A 15,240-nucleotide genomic window follows, 5' to 3' on the forward strand; every position below is an offset into this window, starting at 1 on the left:
CTCCGGTCACATAGCTCGCAATGCTCCCGCCGTTGTGCCTTGCAGAGCACCTGTCCGATAAGCCAGAAATATTCGATTCTGTATGGCTGAGTATTATATCTATTCAAACCCTTCCTCAACCGCTAGAATTGGCGGTTTATTTTCTCTACGCATCGGTTATCAGGAATCCCATGGAGAATCTGGAAACACTTGTTTCACCTATAGTCGTCTCTGCCCTGGCGGAAGTTGAGTCAGCTGCCAATGCCGCTGATCTGGACCAGGTTCGGGTACGGTTTCTTGGCAAAAAAGGCGAGCTGACCCAGCTGTTGAAAGGTCTGGGCAAACTGTCTCCGGAAGAACGTCCGAAGGCGGGCGGCTTTATTAACGAAGCCAAGCAGCAGGTTCAGGCTGCCCTGGATGTGAAACGTGAAGGTCTGGAGAAAGTGGCTCTGGAAGCTCGCCTGGCCAGTGAAACCATTGATGTCACCCTGTCCGGCCGTAGTCAGAACCTGGGGACGGTTCACCCAGTTACCCGCACCATGGAGCGCATCACCGATTACTTTGGCAACATCGGCTTTGAAGTGGCCCAGGGGCCCGAAATCGAAGACGATTACCACAACTTTGAAGCGTTGAATATTCCCGGTCATCACCCGGCCCGTGCCATGCACGATACTTTTTACTTCAATGACAGCACCGTTCTGAGAACCCACACTTCTCCGGTTCAGGTGCGTGTCATGGAAGCCCTGAGCAAGGCCGGTGAGAAACCGCCTATTGCCATTGTTTGCCCGGGCAAGGTGTACCGTTGCGATTCCGACCAGACCCACAGCCCGATGTTTCACCAGGTCGAAGGTCTTTATGTGGCCGAGAAAGTCAGCTTCGCTGACCTGAAGAGTGTTCTCAGTGACTTCCTGAGAGTGTTCTTTGAGCGTGACGACCTGAAAGTCCGCTTTCGTCCTTCCTACTTCCCGTTCACTGAGCCTTCTGCAGAAGTGGACATTGAGTGGGGACGCAATGAAGACGGTTCCATCAAGTGGCTGGAGGTTCTGGGCTGCGGTATGGTCCATCCGAAAGTCTTTGAATACTCCGGTATTGATACCAACAAGTACACAGGCTTTGCCTTCGGTCTGGGGGTTGAGCGTTTTGCCATGCTCCGTTACGGCGTAAACGATTTACGTCAGTTCTTTGATAATGACCTGCGCTTCCTGAGCCAGTTCAATTAACGGTTTCCGGCGATCAGATCGAATAACGGAGTTGAGAAAAGTCTATGAAATTCAGTGAACAATGGTTACGTCAGTGGGTTGCCCTGGAAGCGGACACTCAGGAGCTGGTAGATAAGATCACCATGGCTGGTCTGGAAGTGGACGACGTTGATCCGGTAGCGGGTGAGTTTTCCGGTGTGGTTGTGGGTGAAATTGTTGCCTGTGAACAACATCCGGATGCTGACAAATTGCGTGTCACCCGTGTCAGTACAGGATCGGAAGAGTTTCAGGTGGTTTGTGGTGCGCCTAATGCCCGTGTTGGTATTCGTGTGCCTTTTGCAACAGTCGGTTCCGTTCTGCCGGGCAATTTCAAAATCAAGAAAGCCAAACTGCGCGGTGTTGAATCTTTCGGCATGCTGTGTGCGGAAGAAGAGTTGGGCATGGCTGAATCTTCAGACGGCCTGATGGAGCTGCCAGCGGGTGCTACTGTAGGTCAGGATATCCGGGAGTACCTGAACCTTGATGACAGGATTATTGATGTTGACCTGACGCCAAACCGAGGTGACTGTTTAAGCATTGCGGGCCTGGCTCGCGAAGTCAGTGCGAACTTCCTGGCTGATGTCAGCGAAGTTCAGGTTGATCCGGTAGCTACGGCGATTGACGACACTTTTAAGGTGGCTGTTGAATCCAAAGAAGGCGCCCCACGATTCCTGACCCGGGTCCTGAAAGATGTTGATGTCACGCAACCTACCCCTCTGTGGATGGTTGAGCGCCTGCGTCGTTCCGGTATTCGTTCCATTGATCCCGTTGTCGATGTGACCGCTTATGTCATGCTGGAACTGGGTCAGCCTATGCACGGTTATGATCTGGATACCCTGAAGGGTTCCCTGATTGTTCGCATGGCTCACGAGCAGGAGAAGCTGGTTCTGCTGGACGGACAGGAAGTTACCATGAATACCGGGACTCTGGTCATTGCCGATGAGCAGCAGGCTCTGGGTATTGCCGGTGTGATGGGCGGAGAAGGCTCCGGTGTCTCACAAACTACCCGTAACGTCCTGCTGGAAGCGGCTTTCTTTGATCCCATTACCATTGCCGGTAAAGCCCGTTCCTACGGACTGCACACCGACGCTTCCCACCGCTTTGAGCGTGGTGTGGACTTCCGGTTGCAGCGTAAGGCCATTGAGAGAGCAACCGCCCTGATTCTGGAAATCTGCGGTGGTCAGCCCGGTCCTGTTGCCGAGGCAGTGAGCGAAGACAACCTGCCTGAACTGAGCACGGTGAAGCTGAGAGCTGAAAAAGTGGCTTCTTTGCTGGGCATTACCATCGAGAATGACCTGATTGAAGCTCTGCTGACACGACTGGGTCTGGAGATGAGTTCTATTGCCGAAGGTGAGTGGACCGTTTCAGTTCCAAGCTGGCGTTTTGACATCTCCATAGAAGAAGATCTGGTGGAAGAGCTGGGTCGTATTTACGGCTATGAGCGACTGCCAGAAACCATCCCAACGGCCCTGCTGAAGCTCAAACAGGTGGATGAAAACAGAGTTAAAGAATCAGACATTCGTCGTATTCTGGTCGGTCGTGGCTATCAGGAAGCGGTCTCCTTCAGCTTTATTGATCCGAAACTGCATCAGCTGTTTGATCCCGGCCGTGAGCCTGTCGCCCTGGCGAACCCCATCGCCAGCGATCTTTCTGTCATGCGAACATCCTTGCTGCCGGGCTTGGTTAAAACGGTCAGCTACAACCTGAATCGTCAGCAGAGCCGTGTTCGTCTGTTCGAAACCGGTCAGACGTTTGTTCGTGAAGGCGACACTCTGAGGCAGGAAAACCAGATTGCTGCCGTGATTACAGGCAGTCGCTACCCTGAAAGCTGGGCGATCAAAGCGGAGCCCGTTGACTTCTTCGACCTGAAAGGGGATGTGGAAGCTCTGCTGGAGCTGGGTGGTGCCGGAGGAGCGTTCCGTTTCGAAAAAAGCAGCCCGGAGGCGGGTAAGAGTCATGATGCCATGCACCCTGGTCAGTGTGCAGCGCTGGTCCGTGATGACAAGGTGATTGGTCACATAGGTGCTTTGCATCCAAACCTGGCGAAAGCGTTGGGCCTGAATAGTGCAGTAATCATGTTTGAAGCCAGCCTTGAGGCGGTGAGTCAGGGTAAAGTGACAGAGTTCACACCATTGTCCAGATTCCCTGAAGTCCGTCGTGATCTGGCCTTGCTTGTCAGGCAAGAAGTGGCTGCTGACAGTCTTAACCGGGTTATTCGGGAAGAAGCCTCTGAACTGTTGAAAGGTGTTCGTGTTTTTGATGTTTATGCCGGAAAAGGCATTGCGGAAGGTCATAAGAGTCTTGCTTTGGGCTTGACCTTGCAGCACGCTTCCCGCACTCTAAAAGACGAAGAAGTTAATCACTTGATTGACAGCATTGTAAGTCGGCTGGGATCGGAATTTGGTGCCAGTCTCCGAAGCTAATCAGCCAATGCGAGCGCCCTGTATCGGGCCTGTTTTCTGAGCAGGCTCGACAGTTCGCTGGCCTGGTTATAAGAGAGCGGAAGTTATCCATGGGAGCTCTGACGAAAGCTGATATAGCCGAGCGTCTGCACGAAGAACTCGGTTTGAACAAGCGCGAAGCCAAGGATATGGTCGAGCAGTTTTTCGAACAGATCCGTCAGGCATTAGAGAATAATGAACAGGTCAAGTTATCCGGCTTCGGTAATTTTGAACTGCGAGACAAAAGTCAGCGGCCCGGCCGAAACCCCAAAACCGGCGAAGAGGTTCCTATCTCTCCTCGCAGGGTGGTGACTTTCAAGCCTGGTCAGAAACTCAGGTCACGAGTCGAGGCTTATGCAGGAAACAGAGCTCAGGAAGAGTGATCTCCCTGTTATTCCCGGCAAGCGTTACTTCACCATCGGTGAGGTCAGCGACTTGTGTCAGGTCAAATCCCATGTCCTGCGATACTGGGAACAGGAGTTTTCGCAGCTAAAACCGGTCAGGCGCGGGAACCGTCGTTACTACCGGCGACAGGATGTGCTGCTTATCCGGCAAATTCGCAGTTTGCTCTACGACAAGCGTTTTACCATTGACGGCGCCCGAAATCATCTCAAGGGCGAAGTGCAGAAGCTGGACGCTTCCCAGTACAAACAACTGATCCGGCAAACCATTGCTGAGCTGGAGGATGTTGTCGATGCGCTGGATGGGATTCCTTCCAAGTAAGAATATGCAGATAAAAAAATACCGGCGGATGCCGGTATAATTTACCTTCGGGAAGGGGTAGGCGGGGGGCCGTTTTGCGTGCGGTTATTGACGATTCTATCAATAAGCAGGCCTATCTGACTCCAGTTTTTATCCGCTTTCAAGGTCTCGGTGTATTTAGAAATCTCATCGAACTGTTCCTGATCCTGATTCTGATGTGCCTGACGCAAGACATGGGTAAGTTCAGTGGTCAGCTTATTTTTATCGAATGTTTGTATTGTCATTCCATACCCGCCGGCAGTAATTTTATCCAGCAATTCATCGGCATCTTTAGGGCCATTGTATTTGGTTCTCTCCGCTGCTACCGGTGGTAAGTCTGGAGCCTTTTCAACAGAAGTTTTTGTTTTGTCTGCAAAGTTGGTATTGACGTAAGTGTCATCCCTATTGGCTCTTCTGAGTCTGGCAGCATCTCGCGCTTCCCTATTGATGACGGCATAATCTTCTGAGCCGTACTTCAGTCCGTTATCTTTGGGCTCCGGGGCTTTTTGAGGGGTAGCAGGTGTCGCAACAGTCAGACCCGCTTCTTTCAATAAGGGATTAAACAAGGGTGTGAACTGTCCGTGAACCGCTGTGACGGTATTGAACTGCCCTGCTGTTTGAACAAATCTGTTTCTGACCTTGCGGGCGGTGTTGATGGTTTGAGTGAAATCCTTTGGAACTTCTCCCGTCTTTTGGTACTGACGCAGGCTGTTATCAATCGTTACGAAGGTTCCTGTTCTACCGACACCCGCGTTGCAGTTGACGACGGTGGGGTTGTCTGACCTGCTGGCAACGGAGGGGTGCTGACGTAACTTTTCAACCAGTACCGACAGTTTTGCCAATCGTTCCGGGTTGCCGGCAGAATGGTCTTCCCAGCTTTTATCGTACACCCTGAACTGTGTTTCCCCATTAATGGAGAATTGTTTGACGGTAACGTTACCCTTATCAAAAGAGTATTGTCCATCCAGTCTCACCTTCACGCCATCGTAGTTTTTTTCTTCGCCGATTGTCTTCGGGCCTACTTCGATAGAACGCTGATTTTCTTTTTTATGGGAAATTTTCGGATCCTGGAGTTCTGTGGAGTTAACAAGAGAAACTGAAACGGCAGGGCGATGATGAGCCAGCATTTTAATGAAGTTGGTTTCTGTTTTTTCAATCGGTCCCTGACTGGCGATAAAGCTGCCACCAGGCAGGTCGACTTTTGCCGCATGATAGGGAGCTCCCGGTGCGAATGCTTTGCCTGCATCGCTCTGATGGATGTCTTTGTATTTTGGGATTGCCTGATCTCTGAAAGCAAGGTCGTTATGGATTTCACCTCGTATATCTGGATTTTGAATATTTTTGAATTGCTCATTAATTACACGGTCATCAGGCCTTTTGGGGTACTCCTGATCCAGCTTAAGTGAGACTCCCTGGAAAGTGCCAAATTCAAGTTGGGAGCCATTGCCTGAGTCATAGACACCCTGCAAGGACGGAGTCAGTTCCTTAAGTTCAAGGGATCGGGAGTCAGGGGCTTCCTGAAGACCAACTTGACGATCAATCTCTGCAAGCATCGCCGCTGCAAGTTTGGGGACATGGGCATAGTGTCCGGCAAATTGGTCTTTGAGGCCCTGCACATTGTCACCAAATTTTTTCAGCCCCTCAGTGACTTTTCTTTCAGCATAAATTTCTCGTACTTCTTGCATGACCGTATCATAACCAGGGCCCTCCTTTCGGCTCAGCTGCTTCATCAATGGCTTGATATCCTCAGTAGAGAGCTGTTGGACGGCTTCCGAGAACTTGTTGAGTGAGAAACCGGATTTATCCTCAAACTTGCCATGCTCCAGGTTTTTAATGATTTCCGGAGCTGTCAGGTCTTTAGCCGGTTGGATTTCAGGACTGCTGTTTCTGACTGCAAGCGGTGTATTAGCAGGTTTCGAATGGGTTGTGGGTTGCTCATTCATCTGGTTGGGAAGCTTGGGCAGTGGGCGGGCGGTTCTTTCTGAAAGTGGTGTTGAGGGCAGTTTTGATGGGTTCGCTGTAATGTCAGCGCGATGTTCATGCAACTTGCCATGGAAGTGGTCATAGACGGGTTTAACCAGACCATGAACACCGAGAACTTCCCGTGCAACTCTCAAACCCCAGACTTTCGAAGCACTGCAATTGTAGAGTTTGCCGTTGACCTTGACTGTCTTGGTAATTGAATTCTGTGGATCAGCGCCCGCTGTTTGAGGATGGCTTATTGAAGAAGCCCCGTTATTGTTAATTGTATTGCCCACAACCTCTCTCCTGAGAATCTTCCCTGATTCTTGCAGTATAAAAGGCTATGTGACTTTTTCCACAGAGTCAGGTCAAGCGGGACTGACAGGCGTTTATCGTTAACAGGTGTCATGTTTTTGTCATAATTTGCCGATAGACTCACCGAAAAATTAGAAGTGTGCTCTGAAATTTACTCATGACAATAACAAAAACATTCTGGTCTCTGCTGTTTTATTCATTCTTATCCCTTCTTTCTTTTGGTGCTCAGGCTCAAGAAGAATTATTGTTCTCGATTCATGGCTCGAATACTGTAGGTGCCAGATTAGGGCCATCATTAGCTGAGTCCTATCTGAAGTATCTGGGGGCAGAAGGAGTAGGCGTTTTCCCGACCGGTCTGGATAATGAGGTCAAAGTGACTGGCTTTTTACCCGCTAAGGAGCAATTAGTCAGCATCTTTATTGCTGCTCATGGTTCATCCAGTGGTTTTAAAGCCCTGGCCAGCGGGGAAGGGCAGATTGCCGCCGCATCACGACCGATAAAGACCAGGGAACAGGCCATGTTGTCTGACATGGGTGATTTCAGCAGTCGGGAAGCAGAGTATGTTGTTGGCATAGACGGTCTGGCGATTATTGTGAATCCGGGTAACACCATTAACAAGCTGGATATCAAAGATATTGCCCGTCTTTTTTCTGGTGAAGTGAAGAACTGGGAAGAATTGGGAGGGGCAGATCTGCCGGTTTCGCTGTTTGCCCGCGATGATCGTTCGGGAACCTGGGATACTTTCAAAAACCTCGTGTTGGCCAAAAAATACCAGCTAGACCCTACTGCCAGGCGTTTTGAGTCCAATACCGATGTCTCTGACAAAGTGGCCTCGACTCCGGGGGGCATTGGTTTTGTCAGCCTGAATACCATTGGTCGAGCCAGGCCGTTGATGGTTTCTGAAGGCACTGACAGAGCATTGAAGCCCGAGCTGCTGCACGTTTCGACGGAAGATTATGTTCTGAGTCGCCGTCTTTATATGTATCTGCCAGAAAAGGACGCTGATCCTGATGCTCTCGACTTTCTCCGTTTTGCAACCAGCGATCAGGCACAGCCTGTGGTAGCTTCTGTTGGTTATGTTCATCAGGCGGTTGAGCTGATGAGCCCTGATGTGCACTCTGCACCAGAGGATTATCAGCGGATTGTTGATCGGTTTGACCGTGCTTCTGTTAATTTCCGCTTTGCCCAGGGGCGTGCCCAGCTGGATAACAAGGCTATCAATGATATTGAAAGGCTGGCGCGTTTCATTGATCGACAGCCAGGAGAGGTTCTGTTAATCGGTTTTGCAGATCAGAGGGTGCAATCGAGAAATTCAGATCTTTTGGCTAAGCTCAGGGCTGATGTGGTCAGAAGAGCCCTGGTCAAGGCTGGAGTTCCACGGAAGAAAATCCAGTACCGGGGTTATGGTCAGTACATGGCATTGTCTTCTGCAGACAGTCTGGCCAGCAAAATAAGAAACCGCCGGGTGGAAGTCTGGGTCAAAGCAGAAAGCGAACCCAATCAAGTGGCGGCGTCCTTTTGATTTCACCGATAAATTTCTTTAGGGCAGTGCAATAGTATGAAGCACTGTTCACTTTCTTCTTGAGCCGTGCAGACTATTTTACCGGCGCCTGCTCGGTAGGGCCTTGTGGACTGATTTTAATTTCTTGGCTGTCGGCTTGCCGCCGGCCTCCTCTGGAGAGTTAAACAGCAGATAAAGTTCCATCAACACCTCAGGTATCTGGCTGCACATATCTTCAGTCAGCTTTTCGTCTTCCAGAATAGCTTCAAACTCAGGCTCATCGTCAAACAGTCCGGAGCCGAGCATAACCGGGAGCAGCAATTCACTGACTTCCTGTTCATTTTCCTGAAACCACTGTTCTTCCGTCATGAAATGAGCCTGAAGAAAACCACAGCACCAGTCCATCAGGTCTTCATCATCCGGATCGGTAAATTCTTCACAGGAAAGCTCAAAGCCCTCTTCTTCATTAAACTGTCGATCGATTTCTCGTGACAACTGATCAAGAGCCTGCTCCAGCAGGGCTGAATCTTCTCCAGAGAGTGTTACCCGAGTTCCAAACAGAATCTCATTACGCTCATCAGTCTTCAATTCGAACGGGATGATGGTCATTGCGGTGTAGAAGCCATGGATGGCGTGGAAGGTGAAGCCTTCCTCATCCGCATACCTGTTTAGCAGCGGCTCCAGAGTAGAACAGATGTCCTGCATTTGAAGAAAATCCGGTGTGAACTGAAGTTGGTCAGTTTACAGTAGTTTTCTGAAAGATTCCTGTCTATTCTCGGTCAGGTCCTCAGTTTGATGGTATACTAATCTGTCTTTTCTTATTTAATTAATCATCGTCGTTTAAATGTGCACTGGACTGTAATGACTGATCCTGCTCTGAATGTTCTGCAAAATACTTTCGGGTTCGAATCTTTCCGTGGCTTCCAGGGAGAGGTCATCAGGGAGGTCACAGAAGGGCGTGATGCGCTGGTCCTTATGCCTACCGGCGGTGGTAAGTCACTTTGCTATCAGGTACCGGCTCTGGTTATGGCGGGTACTGCTATCGTTGTGTCCCCTCTGATTGCTCTGATGGAAGATCAGATCCGTAATCTCAAGCAGATAGGTATCCGGGCCGAAAGCCTGAATTCGGGCATTTCCATGGAAGAGCAGTACCGAATAGAGCAGGAGCTGTTCACCGGGCATATTGATCTGCTCTATGTTGCTCCCGAACGTCTGATGACTGAAATGATGCTAAGGAAGCTGGATCGGATACGGATTTCCCTGTTTGCCATTGACGAGGCTCACTGTGTGTCTCAATGGGGGCATGATTTCAGGCCTGAATATCTGCAGCTCTCGGTATTGAAAACACGTTTTCCAACGGTTCCCAGAATCGCCCTGACCGCCACAGCAGACAAGCGAACCCGTCAGGAAATTATCGAACGTATGGGTCTGGCGCAGGCCAAGGTGTTTGTTGACAGCTTTAACCGCGCCAATATTTTTTATCGCATCAGTCAGAAGAAACAGGGTAAGCAGCAATTGTTCAGGTTTCTGGAAAAAGAGCACCCTGACGATTCAGGCATAGTCTACTGTCTTTCCAGAAAGCGGGTGGAGGATACTGCTGCCTGGCTGAATGCCCAGGGCCGAAAAGCACTGCCTTATCATGGGGGAATGACGGCCCACGATCGCAAGAACAATCAGCATCGTTTTCTCAACGAAGACGGCATGATCATTGTTGCCACTCTGGCATTCGGAATGGGAATTGACAAGCCTGATGTTCGTTTTGTTGCTCATCTGGATCTGCCAAGAAGCATCGAAGCTTATTATCAGGAAACCGGTCGAGCCGGTCGTGATGGGCTCCCTGCTACTGCCTGGATGGTTTATGGTCTCCAGGACGTCATGCTGCTGAGACAGATTCAGTCGAATTCTACTGCAGCGCCTGAAATTCAGCGAATCGAGCAGCAGAAGTTGGAGGCCATGTTGTCTCTTTGTGAAGTAACGGGTTGTCGCCGCCAAGTGTTGCTGGAATATTTTGATGAACCCCTGAAAGAGAAGTGTGGCAACTGTGACCTTTGTCTGGAGCCGGTGACGACCTGGGATGGTACTGAAGCCGCCAGAAAAGCACTCTCCTGTGTTTACCGGACAGGGCAGATGTTTGGTGTCTCTCATCTGGTCGACGTTCTGCTTGGCAAAGAAACGGCCAAGGTCAGCCAATTTGGTCACCGACAGATAAGCACTTTTGGTATAGGTAGTGAATACAAACAGAGCGAGTGGCGTTCAATATTCCGGCAGTTGGTGTCCAGAGGGTTTATAAATGTTGATGTAGAAGGGCATGGTGCGCTCAAACTGAATGAAAAATGCCGCCCTTTGCTCAAAGGCAGTGAGCGATTATTACTTCGTCAGGACCGCTTCGAATACGCCTCTGAGAGAGCCGCACGAAAAACCCGGAGTGTGGATCAGGGCAGAGTCATTATTGATGACCATGATCGTCCATTATGGGAAGCCATGAGAGCCCGTCGTAAAGAGCTGGCAGAAGAGCAGGGTGTCCCTGCTTATGTCATTTTTAATGACAAAACACTCTATGAAATGCTAAATGTTAAACCCGCCAGTCTGGAGGCTCTGTCTCATATTTCAGGGGTGGGTGAATACAAGCTGGAAAAGTATGGGCAGACTTTCGTTGAGTTGATATCCGGGTTTGTTGCTTCGACTGCTTGATTTGAGTATTTGCTCCTATGCTGGAGTATGGGGGCCAGCGGAATCACGCTATTAGTCATTTTTTTAGCTTTAGCAGGTTCTTATATGTCTCATACGATTCGCTTCCCGTGTCACAGAGAAATCACAGTGAATAATCCAGATTTACTGGACGAAGTTTGTGAAAACGAAGTGACCTTTCGCTTTGTCGGTTTACATAACGACCCAATTCCAGAGAACTATCAGCTATTTACCAGTGAATTTGATTTTGATCACAGCGCGACTTTGCTGGGTGATGGCTTTCAGATGTTGGCGCAAACTTCCGGGACGTTCGACAGACCGGTTGATATTGGCCGATGCCCGGATAACGGCAGTAGTTATCGGATTTATGGAGAGCAACAGGGAAAGCGATACTACAACTACCTGATTGTAGAAGATTCAGCGGAGTACACCCTGTTTGGCTTTACCCGCTGTCATCGCTATGCGGGCTACTTCGAAATAGCCAGAGATGAGAGAAGTATCTTGATCTCAGCCTGTATCGATGGGGAAGGAACTTCTCCTCAGGACCCTGACAGCAAAGAGTTCGAATCTGTTGCTGTGCTACGTGGAGGTTCTTTATCTCAACTATATCAACAATACGCAGAGTTGATCGCACAGCATCACCCCGCAAGGGCGGGCGTCAGGCAACCAGCACCCATCGGTTGGTGTTCCTGGTATGCCTATTATGCCGATGTTACTGAAGACAATATTCGCCAGAACCTGGACGTAATGGAGGGAGATCTTGATAGTCTGGAGTGGGTGCTGTTGGATGATGGTTATCAGGCATTTATGGGCGACTGGTTGTCTCCTTCGGATAAATTTTCCGGAGGAGTGAGAGAATTAATAGCGGATATCAGGCGCAAAGGAAAAAAGTCGGCGATTTGGCTTGCTCCTTTTATTGCTCAGCCTGAGTCAGAACTGTTTAAACAGAATCCATCGTGGTTTGTTCGCCATCATAACGGTGATCTCCTCAAGGCCGAAGATGTGACCTACGGAGGTTGGCGTTGTACCCCTTGGTATGTATTGGATACATCCAACCCCGAAGTTCAGGCTCATTTAACTCACATAGTCAAAACCATGCGAGAAGAGTGGGGTGTTGAGCTGTTTAAACTCGATGCCAATTATTGGGGAACGCTCAAAGGAAAACGTTATCAGAGAGGTGTCACCGGAGTGCAGGCCTACCGAATGGGTATGGAGGCAATAGCGAAGGGCGCTCAGGATGCTTTGTTACTTGGGTGTAACGCACCCATGTGGCCGTCTTTAGGGCTTGTTGATGCTATGAGAGTCTCTGACGATGTAGAGCGTGACGCCCATAGGTTTGAGCAAATTGCGAAAGAAACCTTCTATCGTAGTTGGCAGCATCGTAAATTGTGGCAAGTCGATCCAGATTGCGGTACGTTTGTTTCGCTTGCTAATCAATCGACGGATCCTGGTAATTACGATTTTCATCGCAATGTATTACTCGCTAGTGGCGGACTTCTGCTTTCAGGCGATCCGCTGCCTGATCTCACTTCGTTTGCTAAAACGACGTTAAGCAAATTGATACTGCGTCATCGTTATAGTCAGGAAGCTGCCCAATTTACTTCACTGTCTTTACATCATGCTTCTCTGGCATTAACAGAGGGTGGAAAACTTCATTGTTTATTTAACTACAACGAGAATGTCAGGGAGGTAACATTGACCTCCGATCACCCTCTGTATTGGTACGATTACTGGAGCGGCGAGAAGCTCATAGAGGAACCCGTTCAAAAGGTCAGGGTTCCATTGGAAGCCGGGCTGACGAGCCGCGCGATAATTGCTTCGATCTAAGAGAAGTTCACTCCCAAAAAATAGAGGTTTTGCCTCTTTTTTCATCACCTCTGAAGCACTGGTACTCAAACCCTGATTTTCTCAAAGAACGTCAAAGGCTCCAGACACTGATTGCAGAGATAGACGGTACCTCGTATTGCCCTGTCCTGGCGAATGCACCTGAGCGGGATAGTCTTTCCTTTATAGCGGTAACTATACAGAAATGGTCTTTTATATTCAGGGCTTTAACTACCTATTTCCTCTTCAAAAATAACTTTTGAGTTGTGTTTCAGAGTTAAAAAATGACCATATTCCTTTTCAAGCTGATCCCGCTTTAGCTTCAGTGTCGGAGTGAGCATTTCATTCTCAATACTCCAGGTTGTTTTAGCGACTATGATATGATCCAGCTTTTCATGAGCCTCCAGCTCATTGTTAACCGATGTCATCGTGCTGACCAATTGTTCTTTTTGCTGGCCACGATTTTTTGAAGCGCCTTCTCCCAACACGATCATTGCTATAGGTTGTTTGCGCCCAATCCCCATAACACAGACTTGCTCGATATCCGGGTTACGACCGAGGCTCGACTCAATAGGTACTGGAGAAACATATTTGCCTTTACTGGTTTTAAATTGTTCTTTGACCCGGCCAATGATTTTCCATGAACCGTCAGAGGTTATCTCGGCTTTATCACCTGTTTTGAACCAGCCATTCTCAAAGGCGGCCTCTGTTGCTTCAGGGTTGTTGTAGTAAGATTTAAATACCGCTTCTCCTCGAATCAACACTTCTCCTTGCTCGGAAAGTGACATTTCGACACAAGATTGAGGGCTGCCTATTGTGCCAATATTATCGGGTTTGAAGGGGATGTTGCTGCACGATAAGCCTGAGGTTTCGGTCATGCCCCAGCCTTCGCTAATACGAATACCCAACTTTTGGAACCACTTCAAAATTTCTGGAGAGATAGGTGCGCTTCCAGAACCGAAAATTTTAGCTTCCTGCAGCCCAAGAGCAGTGCGAATTTTCTTTGCTACTAATTTACCTATAATGGGGATTTTCAAAAGAGTTTGTAGCTTTTTGTTGGGCATTTTGGCCAGAATTTGTGACTGAAACTTAGTCCATAATCTAGGCACTGATAAAAAAGCAGTGGGACGAGCATAACGAACATCGTCTACAAAAGTATCCAAGGACTCAACAAAGAAAATCTCGGCGGAGTAATAAATTGATGGGAGTTCAACAACGCATCGTTCAGTGATGTGGGCAAGGGGTAAATATGACATTACCCGTCTTTCATCACCCCTTAAAAACTTCTCACCCCCAGCCATGGCCGAAGAAGCTACATTTCTCTGACTAATCATGACGCCTTTGGCAAGGCCTGTACTGCCTGAGGTATAGATAATAGAAAATAGATCGTCGATATCCGGATTATGGAGTGTTTTTAGTGGCTCATAAATATTCAGCCAGTCAAGCCACTGCTCTTTGCAATCAAGTGTAGGGTATGGAAATGAGATGCTGAGAAAGTCGTCTGGCATTGCTTCTGAAAGGGCTTCAGTGCTGTCCAGTTTGCCAACAAAAATAGCCTTTGCATTACTATGCTCAAGCACATATTTTATGTTGTCTGCACCAGCTGTTGGGTATATGGGCACACTGATTAAGCCTGCCATCATGATGGCTAAATCAGAAATATACCATTCGGCTGAATTCTTGGCGATGATGGCGACTTTATCGCCCTTTGATAGTCCATTGGATAGAAGGCCTTGAGCGATCTTGCGGGCTTGCTCGTCAGCTTCCCCCCAAGTGTAAGAGGTCCATTGCCTGTTATCAGGCTGATTAAGCCAGACCTTATCGGGATGCCTTGCAACATTTAGCTGCATTTGTGCCAGGGGGGTTCTACGATTTTTCATATTATTATTTTTTCGTACATTTTTTGGTTGCTAACATTAGCTAACGCATGAACTCTAACTTGTAGAGTGGATAGATACAACAATTATTGTAATTTAAAAAATTTAAAGATAATTGATCCGCAATACTCCCTGAAGCACTGGTCATCAAACGTTGATTTTCTCAACGAACTTCAAAGGTTTACGGCACTGGGCGCATAAATAGACTGCACCTTTTACTGCCCTGTTGTGGCGAATGCTACTGAGTGGGATGGTCTTTCCTGCACAGCTGCAGCTGTATAGAAATGGTCTTTTACTGGCGTTGCTGGTGTTGTAACTGTGGGTTCTCCGGGCCGGGAGTTTGAAAACCTCTTCCATAATCAATTGCCACTCTCTGCCGTGGGGGCGAATCTTTCTGCCAAACAGTTGGTGGGCAATGAGGTGTGCGACTTCATGACCCACGGTATGCTTCAGAAAATGCTCCTGGTTTTCTTTGAGTAGTTGCTTGTTCAGACGAAGCAGGTTTTTTTCGGTCCAGGCCTGTCCAGCCGTTTCGCCTCTTAAATTCAGGCTGATCTGAGGACGTGGAAATCGTTTAAGAAAATGCCGCTCAGCCAGGCAATAAAGCTCACTGACCCGTAACTCAACGGTAGGCAAATAGGCGCATTGTATATTCGACATAAACAGATTGACTT

General features: G+C 48.7%; 11 protein-coding genes. 7 read left to right on the forward strand and 4 right to left on the reverse strand.

Features of this window, described 5'->3' with window-relative positions; all coding sequences use genetic code 11:
• The first annotated feature begins 170 nt into the window (after nucleotides 1-170).
• The 4 genes from pheS (at nucleotide 171) to P6910_RS08740 (ending at nucleotide 4,381) form a co-directional block, all read left to right on the forward strand.
• Nucleotides 171-1,199, forward strand: coding sequence for a phenylalanine--tRNA ligase subunit alpha (gene pheS / locus P6910_RS08725; RefSeq protein WP_317145882.1), 1,029 nt, complete (start codon nucleotides 171-173; stop codon nucleotides 1,197-1,199).
• Nucleotides 1,200-1,243: 44 nt separating this feature from the next.
• Nucleotides 1,244-3,640: a phenylalanine--tRNA ligase subunit beta gene (gene pheT / locus P6910_RS08730; protein WP_317145883.1), complete on the forward strand. Its 2,397-nt coding sequence runs from the start codon at nucleotides 1,244-1,246 to the stop codon at nucleotides 3,638-3,640.
• Between the two features lie 89 nt (nucleotides 3,641-3,729).
• The gene (ihfA, locus tag P6910_RS08735) at nucleotides 3,730-4,041 is read left to right on the forward strand and encodes an integration host factor subunit alpha (RefSeq protein ID WP_317145884.1); all 312 of its coding nucleotides are present in this window, start codon (nucleotides 3,730-3,732) and stop codon (nucleotides 4,039-4,041) included.
• The gene (locus P6910_RS08740) at nucleotides 4,013-4,381 is read left to right on the forward strand and encodes a MerR family transcriptional regulator (RefSeq protein WP_317145885.1); all 369 of its coding nucleotides are present in this window, start codon (nucleotides 4,013-4,015) and stop codon (nucleotides 4,379-4,381) included. Before ihfA ends, P6910_RS08740 begins: the two co-directional genes overlap by 29 nt.
• Before the next feature lie 41 nt (nucleotides 4,382-4,422).
• Here the strand turns inward: P6910_RS08740 and P6910_RS08745 are convergent, their stop codons facing one another.
• On the reverse strand, nucleotides 4,423-6,657 hold the full coding sequence (locus tag P6910_RS08745; protein ID WP_317145886.1) for a tyrosine-protein phosphatase: 2,235 nt from the start codon (nucleotides 6,655-6,657) through the stop codon (nucleotides 4,423-4,425).
• Nucleotides 6,658-6,833: 176 nt separating this feature from the next.
• Between P6910_RS08745 and P6910_RS08750 the strand changes: the two genes are divergently transcribed.
• A complete protein-coding gene (locus tag P6910_RS08750) occupies nucleotides 6,834-8,198 on the forward strand; it encodes a phosphate ABC transporter substrate-binding/OmpA family protein (protein WP_317145887.1) in 1,365 nt (454 codons plus the stop codon).
• A gap of 78 nt (nucleotides 8,199-8,276) precedes the next feature.
• Here the strand turns inward: P6910_RS08750 and P6910_RS08755 are convergent, their stop codons facing one another.
• Nucleotides 8,277-8,882, reverse strand: coding sequence for a YecA family protein (locus P6910_RS08755; RefSeq protein WP_317145888.1), 606 nt, complete (start codon nucleotides 8,880-8,882; stop codon nucleotides 8,277-8,279).
• 156 nt (nucleotides 8,883-9,038) lie between these two features.
• Here P6910_RS08755 and recQ point away from each other — a divergent pair, with 156 nt between their 5' ends.
• Nucleotides 9,039-10,868 (forward strand): DNA helicase RecQ, encoded by a 1,830-nt coding sequence (recQ, locus tag P6910_RS08760; RefSeq protein ID WP_317145889.1) that lies wholly within the window; start codon nucleotides 9,039-9,041, stop codon nucleotides 10,866-10,868.
• A 126-nt stretch (nucleotides 10,869-10,994) separates the two neighbouring features.
• Nucleotides 10,995-12,692: a glycoside hydrolase family 36 protein gene (locus P6910_RS08765; protein WP_317145890.1), complete on the forward strand. Its 1,698-nt coding sequence runs from the start codon at nucleotides 10,995-10,997 to the stop codon at nucleotides 12,690-12,692.
• A 224-nt stretch (nucleotides 12,693-12,916) separates the two neighbouring features.
• On the opposite strand, the gene P6910_RS08770 is transcribed toward P6910_RS08765, so the two are convergent.
• On the reverse strand, nucleotides 12,917-14,569 hold the full coding sequence (locus P6910_RS08770) for an AMP-binding protein (RefSeq protein ID WP_317145891.1): 1,653 nt from the start codon (nucleotides 14,567-14,569) through the stop codon (nucleotides 12,917-12,919).
• 144 nt (nucleotides 14,570-14,713) lie between these two features.
• On the reverse strand, nucleotides 14,714-15,226 hold the full coding sequence (locus P6910_RS08775) for a SprT family zinc-dependent metalloprotease (RefSeq protein WP_317145892.1): 513 nt from the start codon (nucleotides 15,224-15,226) through the stop codon (nucleotides 14,714-14,716).
• Nucleotides 15,227-15,240: the final 14 nt, after the last annotated feature.

Source organism: Endozoicomonas sp. 8E, from assembly GCF_032883915.1.
In the GTDB taxonomy this organism is placed as follows: Bacteria; Pseudomonadota; Gammaproteobacteria; order Pseudomonadales; family Endozoicomonadaceae; genus Endozoicomonas_A.

Excerpts from the sequence above, each read along its gene's own strand:
- ihfA (WP_317145884.1), top strand. The coding sequence starts at position 3,730 with ATGGGAGCTCTGACGAAAGCTGATATAGCCGAGCGTCTGCACGAAGAA.
- P6910_RS08775 (WP_317145892.1), bottom strand. The coding sequence starts at position 15,226 with ATGTCGAATATACAATGCGCCTATTTGCCTACCGTTGAGTTACGGGTC.
- pheS (WP_317145882.1), top strand. The coding sequence starts at position 171 with ATGGAGAATCTGGAAACACTTGTTTCACCTATAGTCGTCTCTGCCCTG.
- P6910_RS08750 (WP_317145887.1), top strand. The coding sequence starts at position 6,834 with ATGACAATAACAAAAACATTCTGGTCTCTGCTGTTTTATTCATTCTTA.
- recQ (WP_317145889.1), top strand. The coding sequence starts at position 9,039 with ATGACTGATCCTGCTCTGAATGTTCTGCAAAATACTTTCGGGTTCGAA.
- P6910_RS08755 (WP_317145888.1), bottom strand. The coding sequence starts at position 8,882 with ATGCAGGACATCTGTTCTACTCTGGAGCCGCTGCTAAACAGGTATGCG.
- pheT (WP_317145883.1), top strand. The coding sequence starts at position 1,244 with ATGAAATTCAGTGAACAATGGTTACGTCAGTGGGTTGCCCTGGAAGCG.
- P6910_RS08770 (WP_317145891.1), bottom strand. The coding sequence starts at position 14,569 with ATGAAAAATCGTAGAACCCCCCTGGCACAAATGCAGCTAAATGTTGCA.
- P6910_RS08740 (WP_317145885.1), top strand. The coding sequence starts at position 4,013 with ATGCAGGAAACAGAGCTCAGGAAGAGTGATCTCCCTGTTATTCCCGGC.